Origin of the sequence: Mycoplasmopsis agassizii, from assembly GCF_002272945.1 — a bacterium.
Lineage (GTDB): Bacteria > Bacillota_I > Bacilli_A > Mycoplasmatales > Metamycoplasmataceae > Mycoplasmopsis_B > Mycoplasmopsis_B agassizii.
In genome coordinates, this window is sequence record NZ_NQMN01000002.1 from 471,158 (window position 1) to 486,915 (window position 15,758).

Below are 15,758 nucleotides of genomic sequence, written 5' to 3' on the forward strand. Positions count from 1 at the left end.
TTTGCAAAACCTTGAATAACAATTACTGCTAAATCATTAATTGTCATTTTTTTAATTGGAGGTTTAGTTGTTTTTTGTTTTAGTTGATATGAAGATACTATGCAAATTCTTAAATTGCCTTCTTTATCTTCACAATCGATTATAATATTTTCATGGTCTGCAAAAGTTGCTTCAATTGCTTTACTTGTTGCTTTTGAGTCTTTATAAATTTCGTTTTTCTTCATAAGAGCCTTTCTAGTTATTTGAATATTTTTCTTATTTAAATTATATATTTAAAAAGTAACTGATTAACAAATTATTTTTTTTCAGAATTTGTTGCAGGTTTAAACTGAGCAAAAAAATGACTTTTAAAAGTCATAAAAAATAAATGCAAGAAACTTGCATTTAATAATTGAGTTTAAATTTATTAATGGATGAATTTAAAGCAAGAAACAGCAAAATTATTTGATTTTATTTTTTTCTAAAACACCATCAATTCTTTTGACATCTTTTTGAAGACCAGTGATTGCATCATAAACTCACTCGTTGAATTTCTCTTGTTTTGCATTTGTTTCCATTTGCTTGTTCATGAATGATTCAACTTTTTTATTAAATTCATCTTGTTTTGCCTGACCTTGAAGAACAATTAAAGCTAAATCATTGATTGTCATTTTCTTAATTGGTGGTTTAGTTGCTGTCTGTTTAAGTTTATCTGAAAACACTGTGCAAACTCTTAAATCATTTTCTTTATCTTCACAATCTATTGTAATATTTTCATGATCTGCAAAAGTTGAGTCAATTGCTTTACTTGCAGATTTTGAGTCTTTATAAGTTTCGTTTTTCTTCATAAAAGCCTTTCTAAAAAATATTGGATTATTTAAATTATATATTTAAAAGAGCAACTGTTTAACAAATTAATTTTTTTCATAATTTGTTGCAGACTTAAAATGATGTGAAAAACTACTTTTGAAAGAGATAAAAAAATAAATGCAACATGAAAATTGCATTTATTTTGGTTTGTTTAGTTAATTACTTAATAGCTTCAAGTGCTTTTGCAATGTTTTCTTTTAGAATTCTGGCTGATTCATCAAATTGTTTTTTAACTTCAGGTTTTAAGTCAAGTTCAACAACTTTTTCAACCCCGTTAATTCCTAAAACAGCAGGTACTCCGATGAATAAGTCTTTTTGTCCGTATTCACCATTTAAGTAAGCGCCAACTGAAGTAACACGGCGTGCATCTTCAACAATCATTCTTACTAAGTGAGCTGTTGTTGCTCCAATTCCGTAGAATGTTGAACCTTTATGGTTAATAATTTCATATGCTTTGCGACGTACTCTTTGCATCATGTCAAGTAGTTCTTGCTCTGAAATTTTCATATCTTTTGTATATTCTTTATAAGGAATACCTTCAATTGAAACATAGTCAGTTGTATATAATGAACTATCTCCATGCTCTCCAAAAACTAGTGCTGAAACAGCTGAAGCATTTAGACCTAGTTGTTTAGCAATTTCAAATTTAAATCTTGAAGTTTCTAGAGCTGTACCTGATGAAATCACACGGTTTTTTTCAAAACCTGTGACATGTGCATAAACATATGTCATAACATCAACTGGGTTAGCGTTAATAACTGTAACTCCATTAAAGCCTGATGCTTTAACTTTACGAGCAATATCAGCCATAATACGAGCATTGTCGTTAACCATTTCTAAACGAGTTTCACCTGGTTTTTGTGGTCTACCAGCTGTAATAACAATTACTGAAACATCTTTTAGATCTTTAAAATCATAAACTTTGACAGCTGAACCCATTTCGTGGTTTGCTAGAGAGTCTTCAAAATCTAAAACATTTCCCTCTAATTTAGTTACGTTAAGATCGATAATTCCATATTCTGCAGCGATTTGATTTTGAATCGCAGCAGCAATAAATGAAGTACCTACGAATCCTGCACCAATAAGTGCAATTTTTCTTCTTGAATGTGACATTTAAAAATTCCTTTCATATGCAAGCGGTGGTTTTATATTTAATTTGCATATGTAAAAATTATATGTTTAATAATTTCAGATGTTGCAAAAAAGTTTCAGTCTGTGAAAATTTCCAGAAATTTTTCACAATGACCCCATTTTTTGCAACTTTTGGACCAATTTTGCAGGAGTTTTTCAAAGTTGTGCCAGATAGTCATATAATTAAAACCATCAATATATAAATTTAGAAAGGTTTAATATGAATAAATATTTTATTAGCCTCTTTTCAGTCAAAAATTTAGCTAAATCAGTTGAATTTAAAAGAGGTATAATCATGTGGATTACCATATTAATGGGTTATTTCCTGTTTATTACAGCCTGGTTTGCTGCAGGATATACTCAAGGTAATGCTACTATTGGTTGAAGACCTGTGTTTTTCGGAACTGAAACACCTGATGAAGTTACAACTCAAGCCGTTAACTACATTATTACATTAGCTCGTGGTATCGGTTCATTTATCATTGGTTGAATAGTTGTTAAATTCACTCATAAATGAGCTGTTTTAGCAGCGATGACATTCTTAGCAATGTCAATTCTATCAATCACAATTGGTGCTGCAGTTGGTGGTCAAGGAGGATATGCATTATTCATTATCTTCAGACTATTATTAGCAGTTGGGGGAACAACTTTAATTATTTTATTACAACCAGTTGTTGCTAAAAGTGTTAAAAATCCTAAAACAAAAGCGATCATGTCATCAATTTCACCACTAGGATTCAACACAGCTTTCATTGTTATGACAGCGTTTTTCATTAAGCCAGATACTGCTAATTTCTTAATTACAAACTGATACTGATTCTCATTAATTTGAGCCTTAGTTACATTAGTTCCACTAGTAACTTATATCTTTATAGGTCAAAATTTTGAAATTGCTTCAGGGGCATCATCAGATGCGACAACTGAGAAAAAAGCGACTTTAGGAAGCGTTTTAAGAGAAAAAAATACTTGAGCATGAGTTTTAGTTTACGGACTATGATTAATTGCTGCAGTTATGCCACTAAACAGTTTAAACACAACAGCTAATACTACTTTACTGGCTGAAGCTCACATGGGATTATTGGGCGCAACTGATGGAGTTACTCAAGGAAACTTAGTCAGAATTTGAGCGATCACCTTCGTTGCAGGAGTTTATGTAGGTGCCTTTACTGTCGGAAGATTTTCAAAAACATCAGCTAGAAGAAAACCATTTATGATTGCTATAACTTCACTTGCAGCGCTATTTTGAATTTTATCAGTAGTTGTTGTTAACGAAGTTGCAAGCGTGGTTCCTTACTTTATTTTTGCCTTCTTAATGGGAGTAATGATTTGAGGAATTCAAGGACCATTATTAAATAACCCTTATGATTTTGCAGGAGCAACACCACAAAAAGTTGGTATCTTCTTTGGAATTATTTGAGGATTTGGTTACACCATCTTTACAGGTGGAAACATCATCTTAGCACTAATTAACCCAAAAGCGGGAACAGGCAATGCAATTGCTTATTATGCAGTCTTAACAATTTTAATTTCGTTATTACCTGCATCATTAGCCTTAACAAAAGAGTCTCGACCAAACGGTAAAATTAGTTTCAATCCATTTGGAAAATAAATAAATATAAATCTTTAAATGTGACTTTTGGGTCACATTTTTTGATTTAATTTTTTCTCTTCTAGTTTAAAATATTAATGTCTAGTTGAATTTATTAAAATGCACTGTCAAATTCAAACTAGACACAAATTTTTCAAAATTTATTTTTTCTTATAGTTTGGATAAATTTAAAATTTGGTTTAATATCTTAAACCCTTTGAAGCAATTCAAAGGGTCTTTTCTTTTTTAAAATAAATTTTCAATTTTTTTGGATTTTCATTAAAATGTGCATGCCTATTTAGGACAGCTAAGCGAACACATTAGGCTGCAAACTTAACTAGGCATGAACGCTATAAAAAATTTACTTTTTTATATTATTCTCATAAATTGTTTTTGGACAAAGTCCACCCTTTGAAAGTTTTTTTCAAAGGGCTTTATTTTTTTAAATGGCTATTTTACTAGCAAAATTATTAAGCAAAGATTTAAAAAAATCAACTTTAAAAAATTTAGAAAATTTTTTAAATCTTATTTAAAATATTAATTACCTAGATATTAGGTGTAAGTATCTAGGTAGTCTTGGTTTTATGTTATAAAGCCAATTTCTAGGAGAAACCTCTTGAGTAATTCAGGGGGTTATTTTTTATAAAAATAATTTAATTATTTTGACATTTTAGTAAAATAATGGTGCCTAAATTTTATAGCTTTATTTAGGCAAAAAATAAAAGTTTGGAATCCTTCCGAAAAAGCCCTTGATTTATTTCAGGGGCTTTTTTATGCAGTTTTTTGATGTAGATTTTGAAGTTTTAAGACTTCAAAATTTAGTAAAAAACTAATTCTTAAAAAAGCGTTAAAGAAAAAAATAATTTAGTTCTTTAATCAGTTATTTTTGCAACTGCACTAGTATTTAGTTAAACAAAGTAATTAACTTTCTAGGAGCGAAAATGGCTTTCATTAATAAGCAAAAAATCATTATTTCATTAACGAGTTTCTCGTTAATATCAGTGCCAATAGTTGCAATCGCTTGCAGCCAAAAAGTGCAAGAAGAGCAAGATTCATGACTTGTAAATATTAAAAAAGTAATCGATAAATCAAGTTATTCATTAAAGACAACCCTAAGAAGTCGAACTAAAGATCAACTTGAAAAAATAATCAAAGAATATGTTGATACTAACGGCACTAGCAAATTAGATGAACTAGTTGAAACTAAATCTGATAAGACAATTTTAGAAAGTTTAAGTCAGGTTACGATTTCAAATTTAATAGTTAATAAGTCACTTAGTGAGCATCAAATTGGAGTTAGTTTTAAAGTTACTTCAAAAATTAAGATCAACTTTTTTGAAAATATTACAATCACTTTAATAGATGTAGCAACAGAACTTTCTGATGATAATAATGTTATTCCTGGAATGCCTAAGCAAAAAGAACCTGATAAAAAAACACCTAAAAAAGACACTGATTCAGGTTCAAAGCAAACTGAACCACTCCCTGATCCAGGCTCAAAACAAAGTGAACCTAAAAAGGAAAAACCAACTCCTGATCCTAATCAAAAACCAGCAATAGATAAGCCAAAAACACCAGAAGAAATTGCCGAAGAAAATAAATGAAATGCTTTTAGTGACCAAGAAAAAGTTGACTATTTAGTTGCTCAAGTTTTTGGAAAAATTACTTTTCATAAAAATAATGAGTCAATCAACTACGAGCAAATTATCGCTGAATCCAAAAAACCTGAAAATAAAAACAAGTTTTTGCAGATGTTAAAAGAGATTTCAAACGAGTTTAAAAATCTAGTTGAAAAGTACCAAGGTGTAACTTTTGAAGTAAGTGAAATTGGCAAAAATGCAGTTTACCCACTTTGAGGTTATGGACTGTTTAAATACAAAAATGCTAGCCGAGTGGGCATTGCTAACTTCATTAATGAAGTAAAATAGGCAGAAACTGCAAAAAATGTGAAATGAAAAAAATATTAAACCTGTTTTTGTAGGTTTAATATTTTATTGTTTATCATTTTATATGCTGTCGATTAATCCCTAATTATCTAATTTTATGCTTAGCACTCGACTAGCAAAAAATTCTTAATTTTAGATTAATCAGGCAACTTTAATGCAATTGAAGTAATTTTCAGGAAAATTTTTCACATATTGTGAAAAAAAACGTCAATAAATTAAAACGTTTCAAGAAAGTTATAAAATTAATTTATATACAAAAATTTTATTGGAGAAACATGAGCAAAAAATTTAAATATGTTTTCGACGGTCACGTAATGAGTGACAAAAAAGAATTAATTCGATTCTTAGATGTTGAAGGTAACTTAACAAAAGAAGGTAAAGAATATTTATCTTCAAAATCAAAGGAAGATAAAGCAGAACCTTTATCAACTGAAAAATTACTAGAGGCGTATTCATACATGGTTAAATCACGTGAGATGGATACATATATGACCCAGTTACAAAAACAAGGTCGTATGTTAACTTTTGCACCTAACTTCGGAGAAGAAGCACTTCAAGTAGCAACTTCAAGTGCAATGGATCCAAAAGTTGACTGAATGATTCCAGCCTTTCGTTCAAACGCAACTATGCTACAACTAGGTGTACCAATGGTTCACCAAATGCTATACTGAAACGGTAGTGAACAAGGAAACAGAATTCCTGATGGTGTTAACGTAACACCAATTGCGATCGTTATCGGAGCGCAATATTCACACGCTTCAGGTGTAGGATACGGAATGAAATTAGCTAAAAAAGCTAACCCAAGTTCAAAAATGGGAGTTGCAGTTACTATCGTTGGTAATGGTGGAACTAGTGAAGGCGAAACCTATGAATCAATGAACATGGCTAGCGTACAAGGTTGACCTGTTGTTTATACAGTTAACAACAACCAATGAGCTATTTCAACCCCTGTTAAAGATTCAACAACTGTAGCAATTTCAGGAAAAGCACACGCTGTTGGAATTGTTGGTGTACGTGTTGATGGTAATGACTTATTAGCATCATATGCAGTTATGAAAGAAGCAATTGAATATGCACGTGAAAATTCACGCCCTGTTTTAGTAGAGTTTGTAACTTGAAGACAAGGTGTTCATACTTCAAGTGATAACCCAAGAATTTATCGTACTGAAGCTGAAGAAAAAGAACAAGAAAAATGAGAGCCTTTCCACAGAATTAAAAAATACATGTTTGATAACGGTATTTGATCTGAAGAAAAAGACAAAGAACTTGTTGAAAAAGTTCAAGCAGAAGTTAAAGCTGCTTATGAAAAATCATTATCAATTATTGATAATGAAGGTATTGATGAAATCTTTGATTACACCTATGCTGAATTACCAAAACACTTAGTTGAACAAAAAGCACACGCAAAAAAATATAGTTCAAAAGGAGCAAAATAATGGCTAAAAAATCAATGAACAATATTGAAGCACTTACAAACGGTATTGAAATTATGATGGAGAAAGACCCTAAAGTTGTTCTATATGGACAAGATGCAGGGTTTGAAGGTGGAGTATTCCGTGCTACCCAAGGACTTCAAGCAAAATTCGGTACTGACCGTGTTTGAGATTCACCTATTTCAGAAGCTGCTCAAGCAGGAGTAGCTGTTGGTTTAGGAATTTATGGTTACAAAGCAATTGCTGAAATTCAATTCAGTGGATTCTCAATGCAATCAATGGCACAAATGTTTACAAACGCAGCACGTTACAGAAACAGAAGCCGAGGTCGTTATTCAGTGCCAATGGTATTAAGAATGCCAGTTGGTGGACAAGTTCGCGCTCTAGAGCACCACTCAGAAGCACTTGAAGGACTTTATTCACACATTCCAGGGCTAAAAGTTGTTATGCCATCTAACCCAATCGACATGAAAGGGTTAATTATTGCAGCGATCGAAGATCCAGATCCTGTTGTTTTCATGGAACATAAACACTTATACCGTTCATTTAAACAAGATGTTGAAGAAGGTTACTACAAAGTAGAAATCGGTAAAGCAGCTAAAGTTTCTGAAGGTGAAGATGTTACAATCGTTTCATATGGATTTATGTTACATGCAACTATTGAAGCACTACAAAAACTAGATGCACAAGGTAAAGCACCTTCTGCAGAAGTAATTGACTTAAGAACTATTTCACCTTGAGACCGTGAAACTGTTTTAGAATCTGTACGTAAAACTGGTCGCTTAATTGTTGTTTCTGAAGCAGTTAAATCTTATTCAGTGGCAGCAGAAATTATTGCAACAGTTAATGAAGAAGCTTTCATGGATATGAAAGCTCCTGGTTACAGAATTAGTGCTTACGATGTTACAGTTCCACTTCCACGTCTAGAAAAATTAGCATCTCCTACAGTTGATAGAATTGCAGCAGAAATTCTAGACTATATGGAAAAATACTAGTACAATATATAAAAATTTAAAGGTTAAAAAGGAACGTATTATGAGCCAAGCGCAAGTAAAAATTACGCCGCTTGCTCGTGTACTTGCTAACAAAAAAAATATTGATATAACATTAATCAAAGGTAGTGGCTTTAATGGCAAAATCTACGAATCTGATGTTATTAACTATAAACCTTCAAAAGTAGCTGATTTGTCGGCTACTTTTGTTGATAAAAATAGCAATATAAGTGCTAGCAGTATGATGGGCGAGCTAGTTGCTAAACGGGAAAAAATTAATTTTGTCCGTAAAGCAATCGCTAAAGCGATGAAAAATTCATGAGCAAATGTTGCCTATGTTAATTTAAAACATCGTGTCAATGTCTCAAAACTTTGAGACATTAGAAAAGAAATTAAAGATGATGTCAAAGCTGAGAAAAATGTTAACCTAACATTTTTAGCATTTGTAGTTAAAGCAGTTACTTTGGCATTAAAAGAATTTCCAATTTTTGGTGCTAAATATGACGAAAAAACCGAAGAAATTGTTTATCCTAATGCAGTTAACATTGGGATTGCAGTTGATACGGATCACGGATTATTTGTACCAGTTATTAAAGATGCTGATCAAAAAAGTGTGGTAGAAATCGCCGCTGAAATTGTTTCACTAGCAAAAGCAGCACGTGATAAAAATCTAAAACCAGCACAAATGCAAGGAGCAACTTTCACCATTACAAACTATGGTTCAGTTGGCTCACTTCATGGAGTACCTGTGATCAATTATCCTGAAATTGGGATTTTAGGTTTAGGTGCCATCGTTGATGAAGCGTTTTATTCAGCAACTGAGAAAAAATTAGTTGCTGGTAAAGCCATGTATTTAACAACAGCAGCAGACCATCGCTGAATCGATGGTTCAACAATTGGTCGCTTTACTACAAGAGTTGCCAATTTATTAGAGAAACCATCATTATTAGGAGTGTATTAAAATGTTTAAATTTAAATTCGCAGATATTGGCGAAGGTCTTCACGAAGGAAACGTTGCTCAAGTCTATGTCAAAGTGGGTCAAACAGTTGCTGAAGGTGAACCTTTATTTTCAGTTGAAACTGATAAAATGACTAGTGATATTCCTTCACCAAAAGCAGGTAAAATTGCTGAAATTTTACTAAAAGAAGGACAAACAATTCACGTAGGTGATGTGATCTTTGTAATCGATGATGGTTCATCAACTGCACCTGTTAAGGAAGAAGCACCTGCTGAATCTGCTCCAGCCGTAGTTGGAAATATCAGTGTTTCAAATGAAATTAAACCTACCACAGGTCTTTCATTTGGATCTAAAAAATCAGCACCTGCTGCTAGTTCAACTAGTTCAGCAACTATGCCTAAAGGACTAAGCAAACGTGAACAACTTGAATGAGCAAAAAATAATGTAGCAGGTTCAGCAAAACCTGTAGCACCTGCTTCAAGTTCAGCAACAATGCCTAAAGGATTAAGCAAACGTGAGCAACTTGAATGATTAAAAAATCAAGCAAGTGCTCCAGCAGCAACAGTTGCTCCTAGTGCTAGTCCAGCACCAGTTGCGCCAACACCAACACCTAGTCCTGCACCTACAAGTGCACCAGTTGCACCTGCGGCAGGAGAGCGTAAAAAAGTTGATTTTGTGCGTAAAGCGATTGCAAAAGCAATGAAAAATTCATGAGCAAATGTTGCTTATGTAAACTTAGTGCATCGTGCTAATGTTTCAGAATTATGAGACTATAGAGCAGCTATCAAAGACAGTTTATTCGAACTAACAGGTGCTAAAATCACCTTCTTAGCATTCATTATTAAAGCAACTACCCTTGCTTTAAAAGAATTCCCAATTTTTGGGGCAAAATTTGATGAAAAAACCGAAGAAATTGTTTACCCAAGTGCAGTTAATATCGGTATTGCAGTTGATACAGACCACGGTTTATTCGTGCCAGTTATCAAAGATGCTGATAAGAAAAACGTGATTGAATTAGCTAAAGAAATTGTTACTCTAGCTAAAGCAGCACGTGATAAAACTTTAAAACCAGCACAAATGTCAGGGGCAACCTTCACAATTACTAACTATGGGTCAGTAGGTTCATTACATGGTGTACCAGTTATTAATTACCCAGAAGTTGGTATTTTAGGTGTTGGAGCAATTATTGATGAGGCAGTTGTTATTAAAGGTGAAGTAAAACCTGGAAAAGTTATGTACTTAACAACAGCTGCAGACCACCGTTGAATCGATGGATCAACAATTGGGCGTTTTACAACTAGAGTTGTACAACTATTAGAAAATCCAAGATTGTTAGGAGCGTTTTAATGTATAAATTTAAATTTGCTGATATTGGTGAAGGACTTCACGAAGGAAATGTTGCTGAAGTTTATGTAAAAGTTGGTCAAGAAGTTAAAGAAGGAGATTCTTTATTTTCTGTAGAAACTGACAAAATGACTTCAGATATTCCTTCACCAAAAACAGGTAAAATTGCCCAAATTTTACTTGAAGAAGGTAAAACTATTCATGTTGGTGACGTAATTTTCGTGATCGATGATGGTAGTGGAGGTTCATTAGAAGAAGCAGCACCTGCGCCTGCTGCTGAGCCTGAATCAGCTCCTGCCGTTGTAGGAAATATTAGTGTTTCAAATGAAATTAAACCTACCACAGGTCTTTCATTTGGATCTAAAAAAGCAGCTCCTGAAACTACTAGTGCACCAGTTTCAACAGCAGTTGAAACTGCAGCTGCTTCTAATAAAGAAGCAGGAAAAGCATATACAGGTAGCGTTGAAAAAGAATATGATGTCATCATCATTGGAGCAGGTCCAGGGGGATATTTAGCTGCTGAAGAATCTTCAAAACTAGGTTTTAAAACCTTAGTAATTGAAAAAGAATTCTGAGGTGGAGTATGTTTAAACATCGGATGTATCCCAACTAAAGCCTTATTAAATTCAACTCACCATTTAGAAGCAATTACTAGTGCTGAAGAAGTTGGAGTTGTTTTCAAAAACAAAGTTAGTGAAAAAGATATCGACTTTGCTAAGTCATGAATTGGTATTCAAGTTAAAAAAGATCAAGTTGTTACTAAAATAGTTGGTGGTGTAAAAATGCTACTTAAAGCAGCAAAAGTTGACACTATTGAAGCTGAAGCTAAATTTGTTGGGGCACATGAAGTTGAAGCCTTAGGAAAAGTTTATCGTGGTAAAAGAATCGTTTTAGCAACTGGTTCTGTATCAAGAAAATTAACTCTTCCAGGATTTGAAGAAGGATATAAATCAGGTAAAGTTATTACTAGCCGCAGTGCAATTAATATGACTGAATACCCTAAAGCATTAACTATCGTTGGTGCAGGTGTTATTGGTCTAGAAATGGCACAAGTATACGCTTCTGCAGGTGTTGCAGTTACTGTTGTACAAAATTCTGCTGAAGTCTTAAATCCTAAAATTGCTAAATCAATTAAGGATGCTTTAGTTAAAAAACTAACTGATAAATACGGTGTTAAATTCATCTTCAACGCAGCCGTTAAAGAATTTAAAAATTCTAAATTAGTAATCGAAGTTGAAGGTAAAACTCAAGAACTAGCAGCTGATAAAACTCTAGTTTCAATTGGTCGTGTCACTGTACCTTTAAATGCCAAAGATATGGGTGTTAAATTTAAAGAAAACGGCGTGATTGAAGTTGATGAAAATAATGAAACAAACGTTAAAGACTTCTATGCAATCGGTGATGTTAATGCACGCAACATGTTAGCACATGCTGCTTATTCACAAGCACAAGAGCTAGTTAGACATTTTGCAGGACATAAACATATTTATGAAAAACACGAAATTCCTGCAGCAATTTATACTTCACCTGAAATTGCCACAGTAGGTCTAGCACACCATGAAGCAGTTGAAAAAGGTTACAAAGTAATGGTTGCTAAATATGGCTATGCTCATTTAGGTAGAGCACTTGCTACTGCTAAAGAAACAGGGGTTGCTGAAATCTATGTCAATGAAGAAGATGGAAGAATTCTAGGAGCACAAATTTTTGGTGCTAATGCTAGTGATTTCATTTCAGAAATCACTTTAGCAATGGATAATGAAATTACCATTTTTGAAATTGCAGCAACAGTTCACCCTCACCCTTCATATGCTGAAATCTTATGAGAAGCAGCTCGTGGAGCAGTTTTAAAATTAGAAAAAGCAAGATCTTAATTTTATAAACTAAGTAGTCTTAATTGACTACTTTTTATTTGCTTTAAAGTTTTTGTAATATATATGTTCTAAAATATCCTATTTCAATAAAGAACAAAAAAAAATTATTTTCAAGTGGAATGTTTACATTATTCAATTACTTGATTAATAACATTACAAACAGTTAAAATATAAATAGTCAATTTATTAAGCGAAAATACGTATAATGTAAAAATATTAAAATAAATTTATAGGAGAAATATTTTGAAAGAAATAAAAGAGGAAAAGCAACAATTATTCGAATTTGAAAATAAAGTTATAAAAGGTTATCCAGAATTAAGATGAACAGGAAAAAGGCCGTTTACTACAACGCAATTCTACCCTGCACAGTTAAAGGAAGTATATGGAAAATCAGATAAAGATAATTGAATTAATAAGATTTTTTGAGGTGATAATCTACAAGTTATGAGCCATCTTTTGAAAAAATTTAGAGGTAAGGTCGATTTAATATATATTGATCCTCCTTTCGATTCTAAAGCTGATTATAAAAAGAAAATTGAGCTAAAAGGTGGAAAGAAAATTTTCAACGATAGCAGTTTATTTGAGGAAAAACAATATAGTGATATTTGAACTAATGATGAATATCTTCAATTTATGTATGAGAGGTTAATTTTATTAAAAGAATTACTTTCAGATACAGGTTCAATATATCTTCATTGTGATTACCATAAAAATCATCATTTAAGATCTCTTATGGATGAAATATTTGGTCCTAATAGATTTGTTAATGAGATTATTTGATCCTATAGAACAGCTGCTGGAGGAAAAAACGAATTTAACAAACAACATGACAACATATTATTTTACTCAAAAACGGAAAATAAAAAATACAATAGGCAAAAAGAAAAATCATATACTAAGGCTAAAGGGAGAAAAGCGGGAGTTGTCAATTATGGCGCTTCAGATACAGAATTTTTTGAAGATGAAAATGGTATTTATAGATGGTCTTCAATGCGTGATGTTTGGGAAATACCTTACATAAATTCTCAGGCAATAGAAAGGCAAGGTTACCCAACTCAAAAACCAGAAGAATTAATTGCTAGGATAATAGAATCTTCATCAAATGAAGGAGACTTAGTTTTTGATTGTTTTATGGGTTCAGGAACTACATTAGCTGTAGCAATGAAAAAGAATAGAAGGTTTATTGGTGCTGATATTAATCTAGGAGCAATTCAAATAACCTCAAAAAGACTCATGGATTTAATTAAAAATAAAGTGAGTACTTTCGGTGATGATTCTACTGGGTTTGAAGTTTATAACGTAAATAATTATGATTTCTTTAGAAATCCAATAGAGGCAAAGGAATTACTTATTGAAGCTCTAAACATTCAAAAATTCAATTCAACAAATATTTTTGATGGTGAATTAGATGGCAGAAGTGTAAAAATTATGCCTGTTAATAGAATTACAACAAAAGCAGATCTTGGTGAATTAGTTGCTAATCTTCCTTATCAAGCATATGAAAAAATTTATAATGAAGATCAAAATGAGTTCGTTGACAGAATAACTTTAATATGTATGGGACATGAGCCTGATTTGAAAGGTAACCTGTTGCAAATGATTGGGGGGGGGGCTACAAATTAGATATTGAGATTTTGGATATACTAAAAGATAAGACAAATTTAATTTTTAAAAGAGACTCGCACGCCCGTATAGATTTAAAAAACAACATTATCGAAATAAAAGAATTCTATCCAATGAATTTACTGCAAAAGTTATCAACTGAAAATCAGGCTGTAAACGATTGGAAGAACCTAGTTGAAAGTGTTTTAATTGACTATGACTATGATGGGAATATTCTTAAACCACAAATTTTAGATATTCCTGGGAAAAATGAAAGTGTAATAGGTTTCTATAGTATTCCTGAGAATCATGGAAAAATAAAAATTAAGATAACTGATTTGCTATCCGAGTCTCTAGAGATTGATATCTAATTAATTGATAAATAATACACGTTAAATTATTACTATGAATACTATTTTAATTTTTGAAATAATAATAATTCAAAAATTTACAACAAATAAGACATAAGAATATTTTGTTAGTTTTTTTTGTATTATTGCCTAACAAACTATTTGAATATTTTGTGTATAAAATATTCGTTCTATGAATTTAGTTAAGTAAGTGTTTTGAAACTTTAAATATTCAATTTTAAAATATTTTTGAAAAATTTGCTTATTCAAAATGTAAAAATAAAAAAACATAAGATTAAAATATTTAAAAATTTAGAAATTTAATTCTATTAAATTTTAAAGAAAGAAGAACTGTGAAAAATTTAAAAGCCGAGGAACAACATCTGTTTGAATTTCAAAGCACTGTTATAAAAGGATATCCAGAACTAAAGTGAACAGGGAAGCGACCATATACTGCAACACAATTTTATCCTGCACAACTTAAAGAAAGATATGGTATACATGATGAAAATGGGTGAATTAATAAAATTTTTTGGGGTGACAATCTACAAGTAATGAGCCATCTTTTAAAAGAATTTAGAAATAAGGTCGATCTTATTTACATTGATCCTCCATTTGATTCTAAGGCTGATTATAAGAAAAAAATCGAGCTAAAAGGTAAGAAAATATATGCTGAAAATAGCGTTTTTGAAGAAAAGCAATATAGCGATATTTGAACTAATGATGAGTATCTTCAATTTATGTATGAACGATTAATTCTATTAAAAGAATTACTTTCAGATACAGGTTCAATATATCTTCATTGTGACTACCATAAAAGTCATCATCTTAGATCATTAATGGATGAGGTTTTCGGTCATTCAAATTTTAGAAATGAGATAGTATGACATTATAAAACTTATCAAGGTCAGGTATCAGCTTACTTCCCAAGGAAACACGATACAATTTTACTTTATAGCAAGTCTAGCAAATACTTTTTTAAACTATTAAAAGATAGTGATCCAGAAAAAACTATTGATTTTACAAGATGAAATTCATACTTAAACGAAAACAATGAGATAACTGGAGCCAATTACCCTGAGCAGGATTCAAGATTTATGGCGTATTATAAAAGATTTGTTAAGGAAAATCATAGAAATCCTGGTCATAGTGATGTTATTCTTAAAATTGAAGGTAATACCATTGACTCAGTTTGAGAAATTAAAGCAATAGACCCTAAAAATACTATAGAGAGATTAGGCTATCCAACTCAAAAACCTGAAAAATTAATTGAGAGAATTATCGATGCATCTTCAAAAGAAGGTGATTTAGTTTTTGATTGCTTTATGGGTTCTGGAACAACACAAGCAGTTTCACTAAAGAAGAAAAGAAGATTTATAGGTGCTGATATAAACTTGGGAGCAATTCAAACAACATCTAGAAGATTAATTAATTTCTTAAATAACGAAATAAAAACCGTTGGATTTGAAGTTTATAATGTAAATAATTATGATTTCTTTAGAAATCCAATCGAGGCAAAAGAATTACTTATTGAAGCTTTAAACATTCAAAAATTTAATTCAACAAATATTTTTGATGGTGAATTAGATGGCAGAAATGTAAAAATCATGCCTGTTAATAGAATTACAACAAAAGCAGATCTTGGTGAATTAGTTGCTAATCTTCCTTATCAAGCATATGAAAAAATTTATAA

Annotated in this window: 13 protein-coding genes; 10 read left to right on the forward strand and 3 right to left on the reverse strand. The window is 31.7% G+C overall.

All coding sequences use genetic code 4. The features are described from left to right. The 3 genes from CJF60_RS05255 to CJF60_RS04535 all read right to left on the reverse strand — a co-directional run. On the reverse strand, window positions 1-224 hold a 224-nt coding region (locus CJF60_RS05255; RefSeq protein WP_180737985.1), incomplete at its 3' end, for a hypothetical protein. Window positions 225-440: 216 nt separating this feature from the next. After that, entirely contained in the window at window positions 441-827 is a 387-nt protein-coding gene (locus tag CJF60_RS04530) for a hypothetical protein (protein ID WP_084232300.1), read from the reverse strand. A 181-nt stretch (window positions 828-1,008) separates the two neighbouring features. Then, a complete protein-coding gene (locus CJF60_RS04535; protein WP_084232299.1) occupies window positions 1,009-1,962 on the reverse strand; it encodes an L-lactate dehydrogenase in 954 nt (317 codons plus the stop codon). Between the two features lie 238 nt (window positions 1,963-2,200). Between CJF60_RS04535 and CJF60_RS04540 the strand changes: the two genes are divergently transcribed. The 10 genes from CJF60_RS04540 to CJF60_RS04590 form a co-directional block, all read left to right on the forward strand. Then, window positions 2,201-3,589 carry a hexose phosphate transporter gene (locus CJF60_RS04540; RefSeq protein ID WP_084232298.1) on the forward strand — a complete coding sequence of 463 codons (1,389 nt, stop codon included), beginning with the start codon at window positions 2,201-2,203 and terminating at the stop codon, window positions 3,587-3,589. 920 nt (window positions 3,590-4,509) lie between these two features. Next, window positions 4,510-5,496 carry a variable surface lipoprotein gene (locus tag CJF60_RS04545; protein ID WP_084232297.1) on the forward strand — a complete coding sequence of 329 codons (987 nt, stop codon included), beginning with the start codon at window positions 4,510-4,512 and terminating at the stop codon, window positions 5,494-5,496. Window positions 5,497-5,789: 293 nt separating this feature from the next. After that, entirely contained in the window at window positions 5,790-6,950 is a 1,161-nt protein-coding gene (pdhA, locus tag CJF60_RS04550) for a pyruvate dehydrogenase (acetyl-transferring) E1 component subunit alpha (RefSeq protein WP_084232296.1), read from the forward strand. Continuing rightward, window positions 6,950-7,942, forward strand: coding sequence for an alpha-ketoacid dehydrogenase subunit beta (locus CJF60_RS04555; RefSeq protein ID WP_084232295.1), 993 nt, complete (start codon window positions 6,950-6,952; stop codon window positions 7,940-7,942). The genes pdhA and CJF60_RS04555 overlap by 1 nt, the downstream gene beginning before the upstream one ends. Before the next feature lie 40 nt (window positions 7,943-7,982). After that, entirely contained in the window at window positions 7,983-8,900 is a 918-nt protein-coding gene (locus tag CJF60_RS04560; RefSeq protein ID WP_084232294.1) for a 2-oxo acid dehydrogenase subunit E2, read from the forward strand. A 1-nt stretch (window position 8,901) separates the two neighbouring features. Continuing rightward, a complete protein-coding gene (locus CJF60_RS05320) occupies window positions 8,902-10,245 on the forward strand; it encodes a dihydrolipoamide acetyltransferase family protein (RefSeq protein ID WP_200807535.1) in 1,344 nt (447 codons plus the stop codon). Next, the gene (gene lpdA, locus CJF60_RS04575; protein ID WP_084232293.1) at window positions 10,245-12,113 is read left to right on the forward strand and encodes a dihydrolipoyl dehydrogenase; all 1,869 of its coding nucleotides are present in this window, start codon (window positions 10,245-10,247) and stop codon (window positions 12,111-12,113) included. Before CJF60_RS05320 ends, lpdA begins: the two co-directional genes overlap by 1 nt. A 243-nt stretch (window positions 12,114-12,356) precedes the next feature. Next, window positions 12,357-13,736 carry a site-specific DNA-methyltransferase gene (locus CJF60_RS04580; protein WP_200807534.1) on the forward strand — a complete coding sequence of 460 codons (1,380 nt, stop codon included), beginning with the start codon at window positions 12,357-12,359 and terminating at the stop codon, window positions 13,734-13,736. Window positions 13,737-13,747: 11 nt separating this feature from the next. Further along, window positions 13,748-14,086 (forward strand): hypothetical protein, encoded by a 339-nt coding sequence (locus CJF60_RS05325; RefSeq protein ID WP_143823401.1) that lies wholly within the window; start codon window positions 13,748-13,750, stop codon window positions 14,084-14,086. Between the two features lie 533 nt (window positions 14,087-14,619). Further along, window positions 14,620-15,758, forward strand: a 1,139-nt coding sequence (locus tag CJF60_RS04590) for a DNA methyltransferase (protein WP_214608180.1), incomplete at its 3' end; no start/stop codon positions are given.